This is a genomic window from Holophagaceae bacterium, from assembly GCA_016720465.1.
Classification (GTDB): domain Bacteria; phylum Acidobacteriota; class Holophagae; order Holophagales; family Holophagaceae; genus JANXPB01.
In genome coordinates this window covers 972586-995714 of record JADKKO010000004.1, presented here as the reverse complement: position 1 = coordinate 995714, position 23129 = coordinate 972586, and the positions used below count along the sequence as shown (strand labels likewise).

Sequence of the window (23129 nt, the reverse complement as noted above, 5' to 3'; positions counted from 1 at the left end):
CCAGGAGTCCTTCAGATGGATGTGCGCACCACTGTTCGCGCGGCCGTGCAAGACCTGGCCCAGGCGCCCCTTCCGGCGGATGATTCCGTCTCGCTCTTCGAGCGCGGTGTCATCGATTCCTTCGGCCTGGTGGACCTCATGCTGGCCCTGGAGCAGGCTTTCCACGTGGATGTGCCTGATTCGGATCTGATCCCCAGCCGGTTTGAAACCGTTGAGAAAATCATGGCGTATTTCCAGGCCCGACTCTGACCATGGCGCACCTTCTCGGCTTTGGCGCGTACCTTCCCGGCGGTGTTTTGGACAACGCGGCCTTGGCCGAGGAATTCGGCGTGGAGCCTTCCTGGATCCTGAACGCCTGCGGCATCGAGACCAGGCGGATCGCCGCTCCCGAAGAATCGGTCGTCGATCTGGCCGAACAAGCTGCGCGGAATTGCTTGGCGGATGCAGGCCTGGCTCCGTCCGATCTAGGCGGAATCATCGTGGGTAGCGGAACGCCGCACCGGCAGTTCCCGGGAATCAGCGCCAGCCTTCAGCAGCGCCTCGAGGTGAACGGAATACCGGCCTTTGATATCCACCTGGCCAGCGTGGGCGGTTTTTTCGCCCTGGCCACGGCGGCCGAGCTTTGCCATCGCTATGGCCCGATCCTGGTGGTCGGCGCCGAGCGAATGAGCGAGATCATGCTTCGACAGCCGCGCGTCAAGGAGACCGCCATTCTATTTGGCGATGGCGCGGGCGCCTGCATTGTGGCGCCGGGGGAGGGCCCCATCACCGTGGTGGATGTGCGGATGCAGTCCGATGGCACGTTCGCCGATGAACTGAGCCTGGAATTCGAAGCTGCGCTCGCCATGAACGGCCGCACGGTCATCCTTCAAGCCAACCGCAAATTGCGCCAGAGCCTGTCGGAGCTTCTGGATCGCAATGGCCTGAAGGTCCCAGATGTAGGCCTTTGGCTCTTTCATCAAGCAAACGTGAACTTGTTGAAGCAAATCGGCCTGGCCCTGCAAATTCCTGAAGACCGGGTCTATCTCAACCTGGCCCGCTATGGAAATACCTCCTCGGCCGCCCTGCTGATCGCTACCGCGGAAGCCAAAGCTGAAGGCCGCCTAAACCCAGGTTTCACGGTGATGGCCGCCTTCGGTGCCGGGATGGGATGGGGATCGGCCCTGCTTCGCATCACCTGAGCCCGATGTAGCACCATAAGGGCTCTCACTTCGGGCGTTCCGCAATCCGTTCCCCGATCATCCGGCTGAAAACCTCGGCCCCTTCCCGATTCAAATGGGTAGCGTCCCGGTAGTACTTGGCTTCCGGCAACACATCCTCTAAATCCAGGACCCTGCCCACGTAGACCGCCGTGACGGCCGCCTTCCAGCGCTTATGGTCCTCGCCGAACTTGGCCCGGTAGACCTTCCTGTAATGAGGGTGCATGGGCATGAAGATGAAGGTCTGCTCGACCCCCATTTCGCTCAGATGCCGATGGAACGCCGCGAGGTTCACCATCTTCGAAGGACCGAACCAGCCTTCCTCCTTTTGATAAAATTGAACCGGGGCAGAAACCACGGCTGGAGCGGGCTGGTCCCCCAAGGGCGCGTACCCGTCCGGATCCACCCGAACGCTCATGGGCTTGAGATTCCGGTCCAGACCCTTGTCCACCCCGTAACGGAGCACCCTCGTCCCAGGGAAGACAAGCTGCTGGCTCAGTTGGCGCCGTTCATAGTAGTCCCGCAGGATGGTTCCAAGGCCCACAGGGTGCCCATCGAGGAAGCTCGCTTCGGACTCCGCCTCATAGAATTCAAACCACATCATTCCCAGGTAGACTGCCCGGGGGGTTCCCTTGAGATCGTTCCTGAGCTTGAGGTACAACTCTCCCAATTCATTGCTTTGAAGCCCCGGCCGGGCCATGTTGAGCGCCAACGGATCGATCAGGCCCGGGCGGATCCCATAGGCCATGCAGGAGTCCCCCAGAAACAGGATGGGCGGGGGCTGGGGCCGGGCCTGAAGCAAGGCCCTCCGCTGGATCCATTCGCTATCGTTCCAGGCCCCCACATCCAGTTTCACAAAGCGGCGCCGCTGGGCAAAGAAGCTCCGGTCCCACAGCAGCATGACGAGCAGGGCCAGGGCGAAGAATCCGAGGAGGTACCTAGAAGCGCTGGTAGATGAAGGTCGTGGCACTGCCCGCCCCGATGAAAATGAAGATGAGCATCGACCCGTAGGCCGTCGCGAAAAGGGGCATGGGCAGATGCATCGCCCACACCGTCAAGCGCACGAAGCGGCGCTCCAGCCACTCCTCCGCCCGGGAAAAGAGAATAAGGGCCAACAGCAAGCCCAGCGCAAGCAGCGAATCCTGCCCATCCCAGGCGGAACTCCGGAGAAAGGCCCTGCCGATGGCTTGAATGTCTGCTTCCCGGAACACCACCCAGGTGAGTCCGATGACAGTTTGAAAGAGAAAGAACGAGATGAGTTTAAAAGAACGGTTCTGGAGCGAAGGCAATAGACGCCAGGCGATAAAGATCAGCCCGTGGAGGCCGCCCCACAGGATGAAATGCCACCCGGCGCCGTGCCAGAGCCCCGTGACAAGCATCAGGACCAGACTGCATCCGAGCATGATGGCGCCGGGCTTGAAGCGGTGGCCCAGGTGGCGGCTGGCCCAGTTCCACATCGGGAAATAGACAAAGTCCCGCATCCAATTCGTCAGGGTGACATGCCACCGTTTCCAGAACTCGGAAGGGTTCTTGGAGAGGTAGGGCTGATGGAAATTCCGGTCGAACTTGAAGCCGAACATGCGGCCCATGCCCACGGCCATATCCGAATAGCCCGAGAAGTCGCCGTAGACCTGGATGCCGAACAGCACGCCCAGCAGCAACAGGTTACCCTTCGCCCCGCTCCAGAGATGGAATTTCCCGAAATCCCGGTTGACCCAAGGCGCGACCACATCCGCGATCCACACTTTCTTGAACAGCCCCCAGGCAAAAATCATGAGGCCCGTCAGGAATCGGGACCGATAGAAATTCCGGGCCTTGTGGAAGCAGATCAGGAAGGACCGGGGCCGCATGATGGGCCCTGCCTGGTGATGGGGGAAGAAGAAGATATAGAGCAGCACCTCCCAGAAGGACTGCCGCCCCGAAATCTGCCCCCGGGCGACCTCCACCTGGTAGGCGATGAGCTGGAAAATGTAGAACGAGATGCCCAGCGGAATGATCAGGTCCCGGGCCACGCTGAAGCCAGCCATGTCCCCCAGAAAAAGCCGGTACTTGAACCAGACCAGCATGGCCAGGTTCAGGGCCACCATCACACCGGCCACCCGCCGCGGCTGGAAGCCGTTGACCTGGGAGGCCCAGTTCAGGAACACCACCCAAAGCAGGAGCAGGAAATCCGCGGGCCCCGCCGCCCAGTACACCACCAGGCTCAGGACTAACAACCAGCCCTTCTGAAAGGCCTTCGGCAGGAGCCAAAAGCTCAGGACGAAAAAAGGGAGGCTGAGGATGAAATTGAAGGAATGAAAGGACATGTATTAGAAAGGTGGGGGGGTCGAGTAGATTGACATCACTTGACATTGCCGTCCATGGATTCGTCATGCTGCTGCGGCGGGAGAGGCCCGATTTACTTCTTTATCACGGGCTGTCGGGGCGGGATTCCGCCCCGTTATTTTTTTCTCCTGCTTTGTCTGGGCCCCCGCGCCCGCACTGGGAGGCTCAAGCAGGAGAAACGTGTCTTCTCACTTCCCAGGTGGAAAGCGCCAGGTATTGCTTCCCGGCACGAAATACAAAGGTCCATGAAGGCTCATGAACAGCACTTCTCCACTCGCAACCCGGATGTTGACCCCGGTTCGTGGCCCCATCCCTCCATGGATGAAAGCTGGAGGCGACGCAACTGGGGTGAATTTGTTCGTTCGTGGATCGAACAGTTCAGCCTCCGCCCTCAACGGCTCCGCCTTCGGGGTGGGGATGGATTTCATGATCTTGATGATTTCATCCGGAGTCTTGTCCTTCAGGACCGCAGGATCGGGCATGGCCGCCGTGCCCCCGGAGGCGACACCCGCGACGATCAGAACGCGCCCATCCGAAAGCGCCACGGCCCGATGGAGCGCGCGGGGTGCGACCATCTCTCCCGCAGGAGAAAAGGTCATCTTCACTGGATCAAAGATCTCCGCTGAAGGGGCCCGATCGGCTCCGCCGCTGATGAGCACCCGGCCATCCGGGAGCAACGTGGCCTGGTGCGATTGACGCCCTTGGGCCAGGCGCCCCACAGCCTTGGTGGTCTCCGAATTGGGATCGTACAGGAAGGCATTGGCAGCCTGGTCTTCGTCGCTCCCATAATCCAGGTGGGTGATCAGGACCTGGCCATCCGCCAGCAGGGTCGCGAGCGGGGAACCATTGACGACCATCGCGGGATGGCCCACAGGCTTGATACCTCCGCTCAGCGGGTCGAAGAGGAGAAGCCCCTCCTTGTGGCCTTCTCCGGTCGTGAATAGAACCGAACCATTGCCAAGGGAGAGGGCATCCGAGATGCGCGCTTCAGGCGGAATCCGCCCGATCTCTTTCCAGGTATTCGTGCCCGGATCGTAGGCCTCGATCGTCTCCACGTCCGAATGGCTGGTTGAACTCCCGCCGACGATGAGCACCCGCCCGTCTTTCAACAGCGTGGCCACCGGAGTGAAACCGCGAGGTGAAGCCAAGTCCGCCGCGCGGCTGAAGGCATTCTGCTCAGGCGAATAGATTTCAGCGCTCATCGGGCCAAACGGAGCCTGCCGGCCCGCCAGGAGAACGCGGCCATCGGCCAACAGGGTCGCCGTTCCTTCCACATGATCGAAGTTCCGGAAACCAGGCAAGAGCCTGGCCGCCTGGATGGAACGCACCACGCGTGGCCCGAACCAAAGGGCTAAGCCGACAGCGCAAGCCAAGCCCGCCAGAACTGTAGCGATCAATATTTTCCTCAAGGATTCCATTTATGTTGTTTCCTTTCCGAGCTAGGTCTTTCAAAAGTCCTTCAAGGGCTTTCCTTGCTTCCAGCCCGATTATTGGCTCCTGCCGCATCTATGTTCCCGCCCAAAGGGCCGGGTTCTGGCGGGGCTCGACCGCCCTCGCCACGATGGGATGCTCGGGTGGGAAGACGGAGATCATAAAACATTGATTTGATTAATTAAATTTTAATCCATTTATAAAAAAAACCAAGCGGATTATCCGATTGAGTCAGTGCAAATGAATGCATTTTATCAAATTCTTCGGAAGGCAGATTTTTAAATTTTTCCAATAATATAATATGACTATTAAATAGATATACATACATAATTGAATAATATATTAATAATTGCCATGCATTGTTTAAATTGTTTTCATTTTTTTGCATTAAATTAATATTTTTGTTTATTATGATGAAATCGAAATCATTTATAGCACCATCAAAATTCTGAATTTTAAAATCATCAATGATTTCATTTATTTGAGATTGGATTTCGACTCTATGATCGATCCAAGAAATAAATTCTATAAAAATATTGAAATTATTTTTATTCATAGCAAATCGGATACACGAGAGATATGTTGTTAAATCTTCTTTGGTTACTTCAAATGGAAAGTTGAATTCCCTATTAAATAATTCTTCATTCATCCATCTACCATTGTTTATGCCATTCGACATCGTGGTCTCCCCGCTAGACAATTCGCGAATTCCTCCGAACACTGCCCCCTACAAACTGCTCTCCTGGAAGGAGAGGGCAGTTGATCACATTGCCGATTACACAGCAGATAAGAATTCCAGCATTCAAGAGGGTTTGGACCTTTTGGAGGAGGTAAATCAAATGTAATACTCCAAGTCCCTTGTTCAATTATTACAGCAATAATTAAAATTCCTAATACAATTAACGCGGCCAAGGCAGCAGCGCCAGCTATAGCCGCAACTGTTATCGTGATCGGTTCCTGTCCGGTTGGATCAATTTTATTGATGGTATTATTTAAACAATAATTGTATAAATTTATACCTCCTTTTTCTTGAATCGGATCCTGACTAATCCATCTTCCTAAATTTGCATCATAGGCCCGGTAGAGCGCGAGATTCAGCCCGCTCTGTGAGTGCCACATGTGGCCGGTATATCCGAACAAGCTGTCCCGATTCCCTTGGATTTTCGTCATGCGCCCATAGGGGTCGTAGTCGTACCGCGCCCTCATGGCCTGGGTGCTATCCGTCAGCTCCCGAATCGATCCCAGGTGATCACGGCTGTAGAAGAGCGCGGTTCCATCGTTGTCGACAAATCCTTGGGTATAGAACCGCTTGGCAACGGTCCCGCCATCGGGACTGCGTTCTTCCGCAATCTCGACGCCATCCCACAGGTACTTCTTATCGCTATTCGGGACCAGGTTCCCTTGGGCATCCATGTCCTTTTCAACGATCCCAACCCTCCTCCCCAGCCCATCGTACCTGAACTCGCTGCGATGCCCTGTCGCCACGATATTCACGGCGATCAACCGGTTCTCATCATCCCATTCAAAGGTCCTTTCTCCGTCGCCGGTCATGTTGCCGTTCAGGTCGTAGGTGAAGCTCTTGTCCTGGCCCGCCAGCGCGCTCACCACCACGGTGGCCACGGCGAAGGCGGTGGGGTCCGCCACGCTGGTGGCGGTCACGGTGTAGGTGCCGAAGGCGTTGGGCGAGGTGTACGTGCCATTGGCAGCCATGGTCCCGCCCGTGGCGGTCCAGGTGACGGCGGTGTTGGTGCTGCCCTGCACCGTGGCGGTGAAGGCCGCGGTGCCGCCCTTGTTGAGCTGTGTGGCGTAGGGCGCCACGGCGACAGAGATCGGCGCCGCGGTTTCCACGGTGATCGGGGCCTGGGCGGTCTTGGTGCTGTCCGCCACGCTGGTGGCCACCACATGGTAGAAGCCGGGCGCAGCGGGCGCGGTGTAGGTGCCGTCCGCGGCGACGGTGCCACCGCCACTCTCCGTCACGCTCCACGTCACGGCCCCATTGGGCGTGCCTGTGACGGTGGCCCTGAGCTTGATGGAGCTTGAAGGCCGGATGCTGGCGGCATTGGGATCCACCGAAATCTGGAACGGCACGGTCACCAAGGCGGTGCCGCTTGCGGTGGCATCCGCCACGCTGGTGGCTTTGACGGTATAGGTACCTGCCAGATTGGGCGGGGTGTAGGTGCCCGCCGCGTTGATGGTGCCCCCGTTGGCTTCCATCACCGTCCAGGTCACCCGTTTATCCAGGGTGCCTGCCACCAGGCTCAGGAAACTCTGATTCCAGGGAAAGGGTACCTGGGAACTGGCCGGCGTGACCTGCACGCTGGTGCCGGCCTGGCGAACCCCCTGGCCGATCGTCCCAGCAACGGGCTTGGGCGCAAGGCCGCTATAAATACCTGAAAACTGATTCCCGTCTCCCGTGAATGTGAATTGAAAAAATTTGGGGGAATTGTAGGGGTCCTTGCTTGAGCCGGATAGCACACGGCCATCCAATATTCCTTGGAAAAAGGTATCTCCAAGGGTTCCGGAAACAGCCGTTCCATGCTGGAAAAGCGTTCCATTGCCTGGTTGGGTGCCGGTGAAGGTGCCGGACACATCCAGAACCCCATCGAAGGTCACTTGGATCTGGGTGGATACCTGTTTGGACGGATCCGCAGCAGGGCTCGCCGTGACCGTCACGACCTGGGGCTGGGCGGGAGCCGTGAAAACCCCTGAGCTATTGATCGTCCCCGCCGTTGCGGCCCAACCCACGGTCTTGTTGAGGCTCCCGGCCACCAGGGCGGTGAAGGCCCGGGTCACCCCCACCTTGACCACTGGCAGTTTCGGGTTCAGGTCTACGGAGACCACACCCGCTTGGCGAGTGCCAAAGCCAAGCGGTCCCGCCGTAGGATTGGGGGTCGCAGAGTCGTAGTATCCGGAGAACTGGCTTCCATCCGCGGAAAAAGTGAATTGGAAATAATGATTCCCAGGGGTATAGACATCCTGGTTCCTACCCGACAGGACCAGGCCATTCAGCGTCCCCTGGATGGAAATGTTGGCCAGGGTCCCATATACGGTCGTCCCACTCTGGAAAAGCGTCCCGTTTCCAGGTTGGGTGCTGGTGTAGGTGCCGGACACATCGAGAATTCCATCGAAGGTCACAGGAATCTGGAGAGAAGCCGTTTTGGTTGGATCCGCAATGGATGTCGCGGTGACCGTCACCACTTGCGGTTGAGGAGGAGCCGTGAAATGACCGGTGGCATCCATCAGCCCGGCAGAAGCCGTCCAGGTCACTTCCTTGTTGAGGCTGCCGGCCACTGAAGCGGTGAAGGTGTGCAAGGCTCCGGCTTGGATGGAGGCAGGCTTTGGATGCACCTCCACGCTGACGCCCGGTTGTTTGGTGCCGTTCCAGGCGCCGGATGGCGTCGCCGCCCCCACTCCATAAAGACCGGTGTAGCTGCCGGCATCGGAAGCAAAGGTCCAGACGTAATTGGATGCGAGCGTCCCATCGGGATTGTTGGTGACGCCCGTCAACGTCAGGCCCGAGATCGTCGCGACCAGGTTTTGACCCGCCCGGGTCCCCCATATCTGCGCGCCATTCTGGTACTGCGTAAAAACGTAACCGTACATGTCCACGTAGGTGCCCGAGACATCCAGCTGGCCGTCTGCGGTCACCTGGAACTGTCTCGAATTCGACTTGGCGGCATCCGCCACGGAAGTAGCTGTGACCGTCACCATCTGGGGCTGCGCGGGGGCCGTGAACAGGCCGGCGGAATCGATGGTCCCGGCGGAGGCCGTCCAGGTCACGCTCTTGTTCGAACTCCCCGCCACAAAAGCCGTGAACGCCTGCAAGGCACCGACTTGGAACACTGCCGGCCTTGGGTTCACTTCGACGCTGACACCCGCTAGTTTGGTCCCGGTCCAGGCGTAAGCGGGCGCCGACATTCCCATTCCATAGGCGCCAGAATAGCTGCTCGCAGTGGACGTGAAGGTCCACACGAAATTCAAGGCCAAGGTTCCATTGGGATAGTTCATGGTCCCTGTCAGCGTTCTTCCGGATAAGGTCGCTGCTATCGGATAGGAGCCTCCCCGGATTCCCCACACCTGGTCGCCGTTCTGGAAAAGGGTGAACGTTTCATTGAAGTTGTCGGTGTAGGTCCCGGAAATATCCAGAAGATCCACCGAAACCGTGGCGGTGGCGGTCTGGTTGGGATCCGCGGTGTTCGTGGCCACCACGTGGTAGGTGCCGGGGGTGGTGGGCGCAGTGTAAAGGCCGCCGGAGGTGATGGAACCGCCCCCGCTTTCCTGCACTGTCCAGGTGGCCGTGACATTGCTCGTGAAGGCCTGGGTTTCGCCGACGATGACATTCGTGCTGGCGGGGGTGATGGTGATGGTGGTTTGAGCGAAAAGCGGCGCCATGGGTGTGGCGAGCATGACCCCAAGCACCAAAGCCGCTGTGCTGCGCCGCAGCACCGGCAGCCGCAGGAAGCGCTGGCAGAAAAAGAAGACCGTGCGCCGGAACGCTGGCTGATTCGTGGTGAAGGCGCGCACCCAGTCCAGACCGGAGGAGAGGAGAGTCGTTTTCATGGCTGCCCCTAGTTCCTGGTCGGCTGTGAGGAGTTGTTTTTTGGCTCAGAGGCCTTGGGAGCCTTCGAGGGCCTGGTTGGCTTGGCGATCCTTGAGGCCTGTCTGCGCTGGGCCTGGGCTGCGTCGTCGGCGTCCTTCCGCCGGAGGGCTGCGTCGTTGAGGCTGTAGCGCTGTCCCGTGAGCTGGTTCACATCGTTGTGCGTGGCCGTGGTGGTGGCGCCGTCCACACCTTCGCTGGTGCGATTGCCCGCCAGGTCGTAGCCATAGCTGTACTGTCGGATCAGCTCGCCGTTGGGGCCATTCAGGATGGCGCTGGTGAGCTGGTTGGCCGCGTCGTAATCAAAGGTGTAGGTCTTGGGTGCAGCCGCATCCGCCGCCTGGCTCCAGGTCTTGATCTGGCCGTCGGTATCGTAGGTGTAGCCAAAGGTGGAGATGTTGGAGTTGTCGGACTTGAGATTCTGGATGGTTTTCAGGCGGAAATCCTTGAGCGAATCTTCATAGGTGAAGACCGTCTTCTGGCCGTTGGGATAGTCCACACGGCTGAGGCGTGAAGTCAGGCCGTCGTAGTTGTAAGTGAAAGTACCAAGCGGATTCACCACGGTGCCCAGGCGACCCAGGGCATCGAAATTCCGGGTCTCCGCACTGCCGTTGATATCGCGGACGGTCACACGGCCTAACTGATCATAGGTGTAGGTGATGGTGCTATTGGGGAAAGGCCCAACCACAGTCTTCAGGCGGCCGGCGCCGACCGTCCCATTGATCGGGTAGTAGTCGTAGGTGGTGGTTCCAATGCCATCGGTCATGGTTGCCAGGCGCGGATATTTCGGATCGTAGGCGTAGTTTACAGAGGGTGTGGTTCCCATGGCATCTGGATAGTCAACCCGTTGGAGCGAGCCGTCAGTCCAGTAGCTATAAACCGTTTGATGGCCCTTTGCATCCAACCGGTGCGCCAGCCTACCTGCCGAGTCATAACCATAATTGGTCTGGGTATGGTCATTCAGAATCTTGGCGGTGACTTTCCCATTCAAGTCGCGGATCCAGGCCGTGGAATGCCCCGATGGATCCGTCAAGCCTTCAAGCTGGTTCCCGCAACCACACCAATCCAGATGTGTGATGCGGCCCTGCGGATCCTGCACTTCCACCAATTGGCGCAGCGGGTTGTATTGCAGGGTCGTCCAACGGCCTTTCCGATCACGCTTGGCGGACACATCCAGTTTGTCGTAGAGCGTCTGTTCGTAGGTCCCATCGGGATAGGTGACTTTGGTCGGCCGGTTTAGATCGTCGTAATCCGTGGCGATGCTGAGGCCGTCGGGTCCGGTCGCTGTATGGACGCGACCGGCGGTGTCGTAGGTAAACGTGGTGGTGGAGCCTGCCAGCGCACCGGTAATGCTGGACAAGTAACCCGATCCGCCATAGCTGAAGGTCGTGGTTTCGCCTTTGGGATTGGTGATGGTGGCCACCTGCCCGGTTGCGTTGTAGGTGTAGGTGGTGACCTGGCTGGCCGCATCCGTGACGGTAAGCGGGCGATGGTTGCCGTCGTAGGTCGTCTTAGAGAGGATTTCCGAAGCACCGCCAGTAATATTCCTGACTTCGAGCAGGTCCTCTTCGTCCGGCTGGGAGTAGATGTATTTGGTCACGCGGCCCAAGGGATCCGTGGAAGTGTCCATCCTTCCGCCAGGAGTGTAGGTAGCGAGCGTTTCCTGGCTTGTGCCATCAGGAAGCAGGCGGGTCGTGCGGGATGGCAGACCGAAAGCGCCGGCCAGGTAGCTGGATGCCTGGTCTTGGTATCGGTACCAAATCCTGGATTCCCCGACCTTCTTCCGCGATTCGGGGATCGCGATGGTGGCAGCGCCATTCGCATCGCTATGCAGCCAGTGGATGAGCTCGGCCTGGGTATAGTCTCCCGGAGCCTGGGCCATGGCGCGCTTGTTCCAATAGAACGTGTTCCGGAAATTCAAATGGGCGTTGCCAACATTCGGCGGAACCACGGACTCGGAATAGGGGACTGTCGAAGACGAGCGTGACTCAATGCGCTCCATGCTTCCAAGCGGATCGGTGGCTGTGAGAGCCCGCACCATGTATTGCTCAGCAATGTCGAACCTGGTCGTGCCGTAAGGGGTTTTCATGGAATTGATGAAATCGGCCGCGGCTGCGGGGCTGCTGGCCGTGGGGCCATACGTGAACTCTGACGCGAGCCCGATGACATCGGTGATCCTGGCGAGCTGACCCTGGTCGTTGTATTCAAAGGACGCTGACCTGCCGAAGGGGTCGGTGACCTTTGTGATCTTAAGGGGATCAGCGATAAGCTCGTATCCGAGCGTGGTGACTTGGCCCAGCGCATCCGTCAGGCTCGCAACCCGCATCTGCGCGTCATAATTGATCGTTACCGTGTTGCCACTCTTGTCGATCAGCTTGGTCAAAAAGATCTTGCGATAGCCCGGTGCGGTGGAGGTCGGCAGATCGAAGACCTGGCGGGTTCCATCCAATCCGATTCGTTCATAGCTGTTCGGCGTTGGCCTGATCAGGGTTGTCTGATTTTGCTGCTGGGGTCTCGAAGCCGAAGATCCCCGGTAAGTCCGAGTATCGAATCGGTACACCTTCAATTCGCCAAATGAGCCGAAAAGGAAGGGGGCGGCATAGGAAGCCCCTCCTCCACCGCCGCTGATGTGGGGCCCTAGGAGCAGCATGGCTTCCTTCATTTCTAGGCCATTCTGGGCACTCCCAGACAAGGCCACGGGTGGAGAGGCTGGGGTCTGGCTCCCCTCGCTCCCGCGCCTCAACATAAGGCCGTTTAGGGGAGTCTTGGCCGGTGCGGACGGCACGACATCCTCGATGTAGGCCAGGAAACTGAACGTCCATTTTGGGCCCAAATTCGAGTATGAAAATGCCTGGGGTTGATTTGCCTGGCGTTGGGCGTAAGTCAAGGTGAAAGGAAGCGCGGGGCCCCTCGGAGGGGTGTAGGCCAAGGGCGTGTCTTTGAGCATCAAACTGGTTGATTGAGCGTGGAAAGAGTAGGTCGCCATGCCGGGGCCTCCGGTGGGACATTCCGTGAAGCCAGGATCGGTGGGATCCGGAGCATCGCAGGGGATGGTCACGTAGCCGCAGCCCCACACCGCATCTCCATCCCTCTCGGGTAGCGGTTGCCACCCCGGGGGCAACGGACCAGCAGGGACCAGCATTCCACCAGAGGCTTCATCATCAAGGGCATCTTCGCTGATCCAAGTCTCTTTGGTGGAGTTGGGATCCTCTACCAGATAGCGGCCATTTTGGTGTTTCACGATTGAAGCGAAGTGCCCAGCTTTCCAGTGGACCAGGGCCGGTATCAGCATCTCCGCGCCAGGCTCGCGCTTGGCCATCTGCATGTTGAGACCCAGGCGGGTGGCCAAGTCCAGGTTGTGAGTGAGCGAGGTGCCCTTAGGGGTGCAGGACGCTTCGTGGGCAGGCGCGCTATCTCGGCCCAGGGATGTGAGGATGCAAGCCAGCGAAAGGGGTCCGCACAAGAAAGCCTTGGTGGGTTCGGCTTTCATGAACCCCAAGCCGCTTCTGGCTGCGATGACCCTATCCGCAGCTGCCCCGTGCAGAGCCGGAGAACGGTCCAATTCCGAAAGCAGATTCTCGAGCTCAGACACCCGGCCCAATCGAGCATAGAGATCCGCCAAGCCTCCCGCAGCCCGCTCGGGAATGGCCCTCATTTCACCTGATCGGACATTCTTGCTTAAGGCCCACGCATGTTCCCAGGCATCCAGGGCCTTGGAGATGTACCCGAATCTGCTGTAGGTGATCCCAAGGTTGCACCACAAAGACGGTGCCCAGACAGAGGCGGGATGGGCCTTAAGGAATGACTGGAAGGGACGTAGATCCTCTGCATCGCCTCCCTTCTGGTAGGAGAGCACCGCGTCATGAAGCTCCAGGTTCTCCGCCTGGATAATCTCGCTGCCGACGGGGATCAACGGCTCCTCGAAAATACGGAGTTGTCGGATCTCGGCAGTCGTGATTTTGGGCGCGGGCGCCAACAGCAGCGGTGCGCCCGGGAGAGAGGCTCCGACAACGATAATCATCATCGTGGGAAAGGTAGTCGGGTGAAAACGCATAGACATCTCCATCACTAATTCGCGATACCGGCATATGGGAAAAACGTTTCGCGAGTTTAGTACCCGCTTCGATGGGGAGACTCCAATATCCTCGAACGGTGCTTTTTTACCTCCGAACGGACAGCAGGCATAAATTGATGGCTGTGCTAAATGTTTTATCGAATATGTTAGAGGGTCATAATTGAAACCAGTTGAATCATAATTTGTTCCCAATTGCCTTGAACGGCGACCGCGCCAAGCGTAAGCTCGAATAAACGAGAAAGGTCAGGCATTCATCAAATGGTTAAACTATCACATCCTCAAGAGATAACAATGAACAGACCATATTTCATGGATTACTCCTATTTTCGCATCATTTTTATGTTGTTTTTATGCATCTTGAATGCGAAATCTCTCCTGATCGCTTCTCCGCCGCCGAATGGGAGGAAGAATTTCACGGTTTACAGTGAGAGCCTTCCATTGCTTCCCGAAGAGGGCGTCTTTGCCTATTCGAGGATTTCATCTGATGGCAATCGGCTCTCCTACGCCTCTGAGCGCATGGTCAATGGAGAGGTAAAGCGGACTATCAACATCATTGATTTGAAAACACGTAAAATCCTTTATTCGGAACCCGGTATGGATTCGTACTGGGCTCCAGATGGGAAACGCGTCATCTTCCTGAGCACCCGGGATGGCGATGATATGGATGTGTGCATCTGGCATGCCGAGACAGGTAAGGTGGCCCGAAATGTTGCCCCTGTTGAATTAGGTGCATATTTCAGTTGGAGTGTAGTTAATGGCAAGGATTTGATCCTTACCCAAGAAAATCAGTACTATAACTTGGAAAACGACAAGGCTTTGCGACCCTACCGCACCGTTTCCGCTTGCCCGGAAATCGGGGCGGGCTCCCAGCCAATGATTTCGAGGGATGGACGGCTCATCGCGACATTTGTGCGTGGAACCCTAGTGGTTCGCAGTCTTAAAGGCTGTAATTACCTTCTTGAAACCCAGCTCCCCGGCGGCAAGGCGGATTTTTCGTACGACGGACGATACATTGCCTTCCATGCTCCAAAAGATGGTGGAAAGAGCAAGGGGTACGAAATTATCGTGGTGGACCTCCATATGCGGACCATGATCAAGGTCACGGACCTCGAAGGATCCAGCTACTACCCGGCTTGGACGAAAGATGGACGGCTGTCATTTCGTCATGATTCAGATAAATTTCGTGGCTTCATGATGGCGTCGGGCTTCCTCAAGAACTCCGCTGAGCCGTTACCCGCATCCCATACACCGCTTCGCTCAGACGCCCCACTGAGTCGGCTATACCCAAAAGGAGATCTCCCGGCACATCGCGTGGTCCTGGTGAATTTCTGGGCTGGCTGGTGCGTTCATTGCCGCAACGAACTCCCGATGCTCGAACGATTGCGTGGGCAGCTCCGTTCTGCGGGAGTGGACGCGGAAATCGTCGGGGTCTGTGAACCCAGTTCATTTCGTTCGGATCGAGATGCGATTGTAAGGAGACAGAAACTGACCTTCCCCCAGCTGGATGTGAATGCCATGGACCTTGTGGCTTTTGGCGTCCAGGTGTTTCCCACGAGCCTGATGTTCGTGGATGGAAAACTAGTAGAACGTCGTTACGGGGCTCAATCCTACGACAAGTTTGCGGAATGGTTCAAGCAGTACGGCATCATGATTCCAAAGCCAAAATCATGAACCTAACTCAATATTTAAAGCACCTAATTGCCTTGCTGTCCTGCGGAGGACTCTTATTTTCTGACATGGCTTTGGATGTCGGAAAACCAGATGTCCAAGGCAAGGTGACTGCCGGAGGCTATCATTCGCTTGCCATAGACGAGAGCGGGCAAATCTGGGGTTGGGGTCTGAACAAAAATGGCCAGTTGGGAAATGGGACCAGGGTCCGTCGCGATCTGCCTTTCCCGCTTAAACCTGGAATCGGAGCATCAAGAATCATTGGTATTTCAGCAGGTGAAGATCATTCCCTGGCCCTCTCCGAAGATGGTTCAGTCTGGGCATTTGGATTGAACCAAGATGGCCAATTGGGCATTGGAACGAAAATCGATCAGTCCGTGCCGACTGAAGTAAAAGGCTTGAGCCAGATTATAGAAGTCTGCGGTGGACGAAAACACTCGATCGCCCTGAAGCGCGATGGCAGCGTCTGGGCATGGGGGAGCAATGAATGCGGCCAACTAGGTCAACCCAAACTTACGGTGAGCCTGGCACCGCTTGAGGTTGCTGGTCTGGAGAGCATTGTGTCGGTGGCGGCAGGATTGAGTCATTCCTTGGCCCTGAAGAAGGATGGAAGCGTTTGGGAATGGGGAGCCATGGGTCATCGATCCGATGGAACGGTCAGAATTGTGAGGACTCCCCGTCGTGTGCAGGGTTTGACGGCAGTTAAAATGATCGCTGCCGGAGGGCGTCACAGCCTTGCCCTGCTAAGTGATGGAACTGTATGGGCGTGGGGGAATAACGATTATGGCCAATTGGGGGACGGCACGAATGAATCCAGGATGAACCCCACCCAAGTGAAGGGTGTGGCGCACGCAGGCCTGATTTCAGCAGGCTATGACCACAGCGCAGTTCTATCGGATGATCACCGGGCGTGGACCTGGGGTGATAATAATCTTGGCCAACTGGGAAACCCGAAGCCCGAGGCGAGCAGCTTGCCTGTGCCCGTTGTCGGAGCAACTGGACCATTGATGAATGTCGCGGCCGTCCGTTGTGGCGGGTACCACACCCTCTTCCTCACCGTGGAAAATGAGTTGCTAGCTTCTGGTAATAACTCTTTCGGGCAGCTAGGCGATTGGAAATTCAAAGACAGCACCTTTCCGTCTCTGGTGGTCAAGCAGATCCTCCAGTCAAAGGGACAGAGATAACCCCTTGCAAGAACCACCACATACGGCGCGCTTCTCCTACTTGATCACCGCGGTCCGTTCGACCAGCGAGAAGCGCGCCTTCAATCCCAGGTGGAGGTAGGGCGTTGATTTTTCCACCAGCTCCTTGAGCACGGGATCAGGGGCGCGGCCCCACCGGGCCATCAGTTTCTTTCGATCGGAACCGGCCCCGTAGATGCGTTTGGTGAGGAAGTAGAGGTGGCTGTAGGAGGTCACGAAAGCCACCTCGGACTTGATGGCATTGGGTGTGCTGGAGGAATCGAAAAGTCCGGTGAGCCAGGCGCGTCCTTCCGGGGTCAGGGTGAGGCCTTCCAGGACGCCATGGGAGAGGGTCTTGCACTCTTTCGTCGCCTCCCTGAGAAGGAATGCCTGCCGGGCACACTGGTCCGCCTTCTCCCCCTCACCCGAGCGGGTGTACAGGCCCTGCAGGGCCTCGGTTCCCATGATCCGGATCCGCAGTCCGGCGAGGTAGGTCGGCAGGGTGTATTCGCCTTCCAGGTGGTGCCCGAAGGAGACCAGGCAGCGCAGCAGGCGTTCAGCTTCCTTGAGGTCCGATTTCTCCTCGGCCTGCCGGCTTTTATCGATCAGGATCGCCGCCAGGTTCATGCCTGCGATGAGGCGGGGGATCTTGAGCTCTCCCGCAGGATTGGGGATGGGGTACAACCGGGAGGTGAACAGGCAATCCTGCTTGACCGCGCCGGATTCGATCCAGACCAGTTCCGGCGCTGAAACGTGGTCCTTGAGATCCTTCCGCTCTCCGGGGGCGATGGTGTCCGCCCGCCACAACCTGGGTCCGCTCCAGGCCCGCACGCGCGAATCGTAGGTGGACATGGCCCTGTCGTAGTCCTCGGCGGCGTTCCCCGGGGTCGTCCGGAATCCGTCCATCAGCCAGCCCGGTGGAGGCGGGAAGGCCTTCGCGGGCTGGAATCCCTTGACGGCCTCCAGGGCCTTCAGCCCCTCGGGGCGGATATAGGTCCTCTCATAGATCTGATCATGGATGACGAGACCGGCCAGAACCACCAAGCCTCCCAACCCTGCAATGGCCCATCCCCTTTTCCCCATAGAACCTCCTTGGTCGATCGGCAACCAGAACCCGGCGCGGGTTCTGCATCAAGTGGGGTCGTCCAGGGCGCGGGCCATCAAGGGCGCGCCTGCCTGTAGCAACGCGAGCGCCAATGCCCCGAAAAACGGTATCCGATGGCTGGACATGGTTGGACTCCAGGAGACCCGTCCTAGGGTCGAGCTCGGAACTTGGGCAGAGCCGTGGGGGGGGCCAGTAGGACGGGGTCACGGAGGCTGGGATACAAGAACAGGCTTCCGCATGGCATCTGGCCGACCTTCGCGGCGGGAAAAGGGCGCTTCTGGGAAAGGCTGGGACCAGAGGTAATCCTTGCTGCTGCCACAGTCAAGGGGCCACCACGAAGTTGGGGGCGGGAAGGCCCCCGAGCCGAAAGGAGGACGGCACCTCGCACGCCGCAACAGGATGGGTCCAGCCAGGCCGATCGCAGCGGAGGCGCGTTCAGGGCGCATCCATCGCGCCCCGGTCCACCAGCCAGGCTTGGCTTGAGGCGACGATCTTCCGGTTGAGATCGGGCAGGGAGGGATCCATGTGGCCCTCGTCGAGATCGAGGACCGTCTTCGGACCTGGTTTCAAGGACTGCATGAGGCGTGCGTAAGGCAGGGGCACCCGCTCGTCGCGCAGCCCCGTGAGGAACAAGATCTCGCCCTCGAGATGGGGCAGATGGAGGGCTGGCTCGAGCGGGCGGACCACCGCGCCCACCACGCGCGCTGCCAGGGACTTCACCCACGCGGGCCGGAGGTCCGAATTCGCGGCGAGCAGACCCGGAAGGTCCGCGCCGCCATAGGCCATGACCAGGGTCCGGAATGGAATTCCCCGGACCTGGGCCACCCGAGCCGCAGCCGGCACGAACATGGCCCCGAAACTGTAGCCCAGGAGGCTCACCCGCCGGGGATCGGCCCAGGCTTGATCGCGGATCCAGGAGGCGAGGGCGCAGACCTGGGAAGGCACGGCCAGGGCCGCTCGGCGTATCCGGGGAAGCTTGAGCAGGGCCTTCCCTTCGTACAGGTCCGCGGTGGGGCGGGGGTAGGCGAGGGCCACCAGGGCGTTGGGACCGTGAGTTTCCACATAGCGGAGGCTCTCCTGTCCCACATCCAGACCGCCCAGGATCACCACAACAGGAAGCGGTTTTTCCGGAGCCATCGGAAGACTGAGGGCCAGGCGGACGGGCCCTTCCGGGGCGCCGTCGAGTTCATATTCCAAGAGCCGGCGCGTCTCCCCGGCCGCGGTGGAGATCGTGGATTCACGCAGGGTCCGGACCACGAGTGGAAGTGCCTGCTGATCGAGCAGAGGCATCGGCTCACGGCGGTATTCCCGTGCAACCCAAAACCAGAGCATGGACAGGGCCAACAGGAGAACCCCGCCACCCGTTCCGAGGATCCGGACAGCCCAGCGCCGCATGCCTAAAGCTTAGGAGCCGTTTCGAAATAACCAGTGCTTTTCTGGTTGTTTCGTTATGGGTCCTGTCATGAATGAGGGGGACCGCCCGGTCGCTTCGCTTCCTCTGCGTCCCCCTCATGCTCCCCACGTGGTCTCCGGCAAAGCCCGGACACCGCGTCTTATGCCGTCCTGCCATCGAAGCGACAGGATGATTGTGTGACGACGGCCTAGTCCGTTGCGGACCCTCCAGCTAGCGGGGACGCTCCGGCTCCATGTCCTTCAGGATCGCCTCGAAATCCTCGCGGCCGGCTAGAGGCTTCAACTCATCGAATCCGCGGAGCCGCTCTGGTTTCCGGTAGCCCCGGACCTGGGCCATCTTCAAGTGGGGAATGGCCTCGCCGGGCCGGCCCAATTGCGCCAGAGAGATCGCCGCATACACGCAGGGCCAGCCTTCGCGGTCGTCCAGTGCGGCAAGGCTCGTGCTGAGGGCAAGCAGCCGCTCCCAGGACCGTTCCTGGAAGGCTTCGCCCAGCGCCAATTGATAACTGAGGATCGGACCGCCCAGAAGCCTGCGGATCATGAGCTGTTCCGTGGGCGGGGATGTTTTCAGGCGGTCGAGGTGCCGCACGAGCACCTCCTGGTATTGCGTTCCCTTGGGGGTCTCCGGCAATTCCGCGGCGGCGGTCTCGTAGCGCTTTTCGAGCTTCAATTCCTCGGCCACGGTGCTTTCCTTCTCCAGTTCCGCGATGTGTTCCCGGGCGCTCCGGCCTTCCCGGGAATCCGGACACAGAGCCGCCAATTCCCGCCAGCGCCGCAGGGCCAGCAGGGTCCTTCCGGCCTTCACTGCGTTCAATTCCAATTCCCGGCAGACCTCTGATTCGAGGGCCGGATCCTTCGGGGTGAGCCCGTCCCGCCCCGCGCCGAGCTGAAGATAGCCCAAGGCGGATGCGGCCGCCGCTTCGGTGGCCCACCGATGCCCGCCCTCGAAACGATCCGCCAGGGCTTTCCATCCCCGGGATTGGAGTTCCTGCCGCCCTTTCTGCAGTTCCCAATGGTTGAAATCCTCCAGGCCGCAGCTCAGGTGGAAACGCAGGTGCCCCAGCCCGGTCAACATTCCATCCCCCGTGCCGAAGGCACCGATGGAAACGAGGCCCGCGAAGTTTTTCGGATGTTTCAGCGCCAGGCGCATGGCCATGCGTGCGCCGCCCGAGAATCCCGCGCTGTAGCTGCGTTTGGGATCCACCTTGAAGCGGGAGCGGACATCCTTCCACATGGCCTCGGAGGCTTCCAGCGAGGGACGCAAGGGGCCGTTCCGGGATTCGTTCGACCCGACCACGATCCAGCCGAAGCGCTCGGCAGTTTTTTGGAAGAGCCGCACAGGTTCTTCCCCTGAACCGCCCGGAGAAAAGCCGTAGAGCACCGGCCATGCCCGGTCCTCGCGGTAGCCGCTGGGCAGGTAGAGGGCATAGCTGAAGCGCGCGTCCGAGGCGCACACCACCCTTGGAACCAGCTCACCCCTCGGCAGGGCGCCCGGAGCCTGCGCGAACAGCGGGCAGAGGGTGAAGGCCAGCGCCAGCCTGCGCATGGGCTGCCGCAGCCGGGCGAGCCTCATCGATCGTGCTCGTGTCCGCCGGCATGGGTATGGCCTCCGGAGCCGGGGGCTTCGTGCTGGTGGATGAATTTGTGGTGGTGCCGCAGCGCCATGGTGGAGGTCTCGAAATGCACGGTGAGGTGGCGCACGCCATAGTGCTCGGACAGCACGTGCTCGATGTCCTTCAGGTAGCGCTCGGTCTCATCCAGCCGTTCGGCGTCCACCAGCACATGGGCGGTCGCCACGGTGAGGTGGCTGCAGATCTTCCAGCTGCGCAGATCCTCGACGCCGAGCACGCCGGGCAGTTTCATCAGGTCCGCCTTGGCGGCCTCGTGGTCGAAGGCGGCGCGATGCATGAGGATGGCGGCGGCGCCCTTCAACAGCAGGAAGGCCCCCCGCAGGATCACCAGCACGATCAGAATGGCGATGACCGGATCGATCCAGCGCCATCCGGTGTAATGGATGGCCACCATGGCGAGGATCACGCCCACGTTGTCCAGGCTGTCGCTCAACGCATGCAGGTAGGCGCTGCGCAGGTTGAGGTCGCCGGCCAGGCGCGTGCCCCTGGGCGGCGCCAACACCAAGGTGGCGGCCAGATTCATGAAGAGTCCCAGGGCGGAAAAGGCGATGGTCCACCCGATCTGGATGGGCACGGGATGGTAGAGCCGGTGCCAGGCCTCCCACAGGATGCCCCCGGCCAGCGCCACCAGAAGTCCCACGCCCAGCAGCGTGTGGAAGACTTCCAGCCGGTGCCAGCCATAGGTGAAACGGTCGCAGGGCTCCCGCTTATTGGCGAGGGAGATGGCGCCGATGGCCAGCAGATTCACCACCAGATCATTCAGGTTCTCCAGGCTGTCGCTCACGAGCCCCAGGGAGCCGGTCCAGAGACCCGCCAGGCCCTGCACCAGGAAATTCAACCCGAAGATCGCCGCGCTGAAAGCCAGCCGCCACATCGTGGTGGGGCCCCTCTCATGATGGAGATGTCCGGAATCCGCCGCCATCACCGGCCCCGGTACACGGGCCTGCGCTTTTCCCTGAATGCCGCCAAGCCCTCCAGCCGGTCTTCGGTAGGGATCACTTTCGCATAGCATGCTTCTTCGATACCAAGGCCGCCGTCACGATCCAGATCGAGCCCCCGGTCGATGGCTTCCTTGGCGGCGCGGAGGGCGATGGGGCCGTTGGGCAGGATCTCCCGGGCCAGCTGCAGGGCGGATGCCAAAGCCATGCCCGCTTCGGTGATGTGGTCCGCGATGCCATAGGCCAGGGCCTCGGCCGCGCCGAATTTGCGCGCCGTGAAGATCAATTCCTTGGCCCTGGAGCGGCCGGTGAGCCGCGGCAGCCGTTGCGTGCCGCCGGCCCCCGGAATGATGGCGAGGCTCGTCTCGGGCAGGCCGAGTTTCGCGGAGCCGCCCACCACCCGCAGGTCGCAGGCCAGAGCCAGTTCCAGTCCTCCACCCAGGGCGGCGCCTTCGATGGCCGCGATGGTCGGCATGGGCAGGCGTTCCAGGTCCGTGAAAGTGCTCCGGAGCGTCTGGACGAAGGCGCGGGCCTCGTCTTGGGTCATGCCAGCCCGTTCCTTCAGGTCCGCGCCGGCGCAGAACACGCCGGGCACCAGGCTATGCACGATCACCACCCGGACGGCGAGTCCTCCAGCGGCGGCCGCCAGCGCTTCCTGGATGTCCTGCAACAACTGGCGTCCCAGCGCATTCTTCGCTTCCGGACGCTCCAGACCGAGCATCAGGATGCCCCTGTCGGCTCCATCGAGGCGCTCCACGCGCAAGGTCGTCATTCAGCCAAGTTCCATGATCGCATCGCCTTCATTCAAGAACCGTTCAGCCACCACGAATACTTTCACCAACGTGCCCTCCTCGGCACTACCCACTGGGATCCGCATTCTCTCGGTATTCGCTCCACTCATGCGCGAGACCTCCGATGTGATCTGCCCATCGACGGGAAACCCTAGGAAAGTTCGATGATCGCATCGCCTTCATTCACGAACTGTTCAGCCACCACGAACACTTTCACCACCGTGCCCTCCTCGGGACTACCCACGGGAATCTGCATTTTCATGGACTCGATGATGATGAGGTCCTGGTCTTCGGAGATGGCATCGCCTTCGAACACCAGGACTTCCAGAACCTTGCCCGCCATTTCCGCGCGGATTACCGCCATGCCTGCCTCCATTGAATAGGAGATTGTAGCTTGGCAGACGGATTACAGGCGCCGAGGCCTCCTGCGCTCCGCATTCGCAGAAGGGCAGCCTCTATTCCGGTAGGACAGCGCCAGCGGTTTCCGGTGTCAACCGCTGACCCTTTCAATCACCGTCGATGTCTCCCAGCAGCACCAGGTCATCGTCCTCGGCGGCGAAATCCCCCTCCTCGATGAGCAGTTCCCGCACTTTCCCGGCCTCGGGCGAATGGATGTAGAAGGGCGTATGGCCCGAGTCCGTGCCCTCCAGCAGCATGAGGGGCTCTTCTTCTTCCACCTCTTGCCCAAGCTTGACCAGTATGTCCATCACGTATCCCGGCCATTCCGCTTTGACGATCATGCCTGCCTCCTGAGGTTCCTGCGGTGCCTGGGTTT

At 59.5% G+C, this 23129-nt stretch carries 17 protein-coding genes; 4 read left to right on the top strand and 13 right to left on the bottom strand.

Annotated features, from left to right (window positions below):
- Positions 1–15: 15 nt before the first annotated feature.
- Together IPQ13_11750 and IPQ13_11745 are read left to right on the top strand one after the other, a co-directional pair.
- Positions 16–249 (top strand): acyl carrier protein, encoded by a 234-nt coding sequence (locus tag IPQ13_11750; GenBank protein MBL0211564.1) that lies wholly within the window; start codon positions 16–18, stop codon positions 247–249.
- Positions 250–251: 2 nt separating this feature from the next.
- Positions 252–1181: a ketoacyl-ACP synthase III gene (locus IPQ13_11745; protein MBL0211563.1), complete on the top strand. Its 930-nt coding sequence runs from the start codon at positions 252–254 to the stop codon at positions 1179–1181.
- A gap of 25 nt (positions 1182–1206) precedes the next feature.
- Here IPQ13_11745 and IPQ13_11740 read toward each other — a convergent pair whose 3' ends face one another.
- The 6 genes from IPQ13_11740 to IPQ13_11715 form a co-directional block, all read right to left on the bottom strand.
- Positions 1207–2169 carry a hypothetical protein gene (locus IPQ13_11740; protein ID MBL0211562.1) on the bottom strand — a complete coding sequence of 321 codons (963 nt, stop codon included), beginning with the start codon at positions 2167–2169 and terminating at the stop codon, positions 1207–1209.
- Positions 2138–3505, bottom strand: a complete 1368-nt coding sequence (locus IPQ13_11735; protein MBL0211561.1) for an MBOAT family protein — start codon at positions 3503–3505, stop codon at positions 2138–2140. Before IPQ13_11735 ends, IPQ13_11740 begins: the two co-directional genes overlap by 32 nt.
- A gap of 207 nt (positions 3506–3712) precedes the next feature.
- Positions 3713–4855, bottom strand: a complete 1143-nt coding sequence (locus IPQ13_11730; protein MBL0211560.1) for a hypothetical protein — start codon at positions 4853–4855, stop codon at positions 3713–3715.
- 281 nt (positions 4856–5136) lie between these two features.
- Positions 5137–5634, bottom strand: a complete 498-nt coding sequence (locus tag IPQ13_11725; protein MBL0211559.1) for a hypothetical protein — start codon at positions 5632–5634, stop codon at positions 5137–5139.
- Positions 5619–9515, bottom strand: a complete 3897-nt coding sequence (locus tag IPQ13_11720; protein ID MBL0211558.1) for a hypothetical protein — start codon at positions 9513–9515, stop codon at positions 5619–5621. Before IPQ13_11720 ends, IPQ13_11725 begins: the two co-directional genes overlap by 16 nt.
- Positions 9516–9523: 8 nt before the next feature.
- Positions 9524–13606 carry a hypothetical protein gene (locus IPQ13_11715; GenBank protein MBL0211557.1) on the bottom strand — a complete coding sequence of 1361 codons (4083 nt, stop codon included), beginning with the start codon at positions 13604–13606 and terminating at the stop codon, positions 9524–9526.
- Positions 13607–13918: 312 nt separating this feature from the next.
- Between IPQ13_11715 and IPQ13_11710 the strand changes: the two genes are divergently transcribed.
- Together IPQ13_11710 and IPQ13_11705 are read left to right on the top strand one after the other, a co-directional pair.
- The gene (locus IPQ13_11710) at positions 13919–15298 is read left to right on the top strand and encodes a PD40 domain-containing protein (GenBank protein ID MBL0211556.1); all 1380 of its coding nucleotides are present in this window, start codon (positions 13919–13921) and stop codon (positions 15296–15298) included.
- Entirely contained in the window at positions 15253–16479 is a 1227-nt protein-coding gene (locus IPQ13_11705; GenBank protein ID MBL0211555.1) for an RCC1 repeat- and reductase domain-containing protein, read from the top strand. The genes IPQ13_11710 and IPQ13_11705 overlap by 46 nt, the downstream gene beginning before the upstream one ends.
- 36 nt (positions 16480–16515) lie before the next feature.
- Here the strand turns inward: IPQ13_11705 and IPQ13_11700 are convergent, their stop codons facing one another.
- From IPQ13_11700 to IPQ13_11670, 7 genes are all read right to left on the bottom strand, one after another.
- Positions 16516–17517, bottom strand: coding sequence for a hypothetical protein (locus tag IPQ13_11700; GenBank protein MBL0211554.1), 1002 nt, complete (start codon positions 17515–17517; stop codon positions 16516–16518).
- A 499-nt stretch (positions 17518–18016) separates the two neighbouring features.
- A complete protein-coding gene (locus IPQ13_11695; protein MBL0211553.1) occupies positions 18017–18976 on the bottom strand; it encodes a prolyl oligopeptidase family serine peptidase in 960 nt (319 codons plus the stop codon).
- Between the two features lie 229 nt (positions 18977–19205).
- A complete protein-coding gene (locus IPQ13_11690) occupies positions 19206–20567 on the bottom strand; it encodes a hypothetical protein (protein MBL0211552.1) in 1362 nt (453 codons plus the stop codon).
- A complete protein-coding gene (locus tag IPQ13_11685) occupies positions 20564–21547 on the bottom strand; it encodes a cation transporter (GenBank protein MBL0211551.1) in 984 nt (327 codons plus the stop codon). The genes IPQ13_11690 and IPQ13_11685 overlap by 4 nt, the downstream gene beginning before the upstream one ends.
- Positions 21547–22335, bottom strand: a complete 789-nt coding sequence (locus IPQ13_11680) for an enoyl-CoA hydratase/isomerase family protein (protein ID MBL0211550.1) — start codon at positions 22333–22335, stop codon at positions 21547–21549. Before IPQ13_11680 ends, IPQ13_11685 begins: the two co-directional genes overlap by 1 nt.
- Before the next feature lie 170 nt (positions 22336–22505).
- Positions 22506–22718 carry an acetyl-CoA carboxylase biotin carboxyl carrier protein subunit gene (locus IPQ13_11675; protein ID MBL0211549.1) on the bottom strand — a complete coding sequence of 71 codons (213 nt, stop codon included), beginning with the start codon at positions 22716–22718 and terminating at the stop codon, positions 22506–22508.
- 142 nt (positions 22719–22860) lie between these two features.
- The gene (locus IPQ13_11670) at positions 22861–23094 is read right to left on the bottom strand and encodes a hypothetical protein (GenBank protein MBL0211548.1); all 234 of its coding nucleotides are present in this window, start codon (positions 23092–23094) and stop codon (positions 22861–22863) included.
- Positions 23095–23129: the final 35 nt, after the last annotated feature.

Excerpts from the sequence above, each read along its gene's own strand:
- IPQ13_11705 (MBL0211555.1), top strand. The coding sequence starts at position 15,253 with ATGGTTCAAGCAGTACGGCATCATGATTCCAAAGCCAAAATCATGAAC.
- IPQ13_11715 (MBL0211557.1), bottom strand. The coding sequence starts at position 13,606 with ATGCGTTTTCACCCGACTACCTTTCCCACGATGATGATTATCGTTGTC.
- IPQ13_11680 (MBL0211550.1), bottom strand. The coding sequence starts at position 22,335 with ATGACGACCTTGCGCGTGGAGCGCCTCGATGGAGCCGACAGGGGCATC.
- IPQ13_11685 (MBL0211551.1), bottom strand. The coding sequence starts at position 21,547 with ATGGCGGCGGATTCCGGACATCTCCATCATGAGAGGGGCCCCACCACG.
- IPQ13_11670 (MBL0211548.1), bottom strand. The coding sequence starts at position 23,094 with ATGATCGTCAAAGCGGAATGGCCGGGATACGTGATGGACATACTGGTC.
- IPQ13_11720 (MBL0211558.1), bottom strand. The coding sequence starts at position 9,515 with ATGAAAACGACTCTCCTCTCCTCCGGTCTGGACTGGGTGCGCGCCTTC.
- IPQ13_11710 (MBL0211556.1), top strand. The coding sequence starts at position 13,919 with ATGAACAGACCATATTTCATGGATTACTCCTATTTTCGCATCATTTTT.
- IPQ13_11745 (MBL0211563.1), top strand. The coding sequence starts at position 252 with ATGGCGCACCTTCTCGGCTTTGGCGCGTACCTTCCCGGCGGTGTTTTG.
- IPQ13_11675 (MBL0211549.1), bottom strand. The coding sequence starts at position 22,718 with ATGGCGGTAATCCGCGCGGAAATGGCGGGCAAGGTTCTGGAAGTCCTG.
- IPQ13_11750 (MBL0211564.1), top strand. The coding sequence starts at position 16 with ATGGATGTGCGCACCACTGTTCGCGCGGCCGTGCAAGACCTGGCCCAG.
- IPQ13_11725 (MBL0211559.1), bottom strand. The coding sequence starts at position 5,634 with ATGTCGAATGGCATAAACAATGGTAGATGGATGAATGAAGAATTATTT.
- IPQ13_11695 (MBL0211553.1), bottom strand. The coding sequence starts at position 18,976 with ATGCGGCGCTGGGCTGTCCGGATCCTCGGAACGGGTGGCGGGGTTCTC.
- IPQ13_11690 (MBL0211552.1), bottom strand. The coding sequence starts at position 20,567 with ATGAGGCTCGCCCGGCTGCGGCAGCCCATGCGCAGGCTGGCGCTGGCC.
- IPQ13_11735 (MBL0211561.1), bottom strand. The coding sequence starts at position 3,505 with ATGTCCTTTCATTCCTTCAATTTCATCCTCAGCCTCCCTTTTTTCGTC.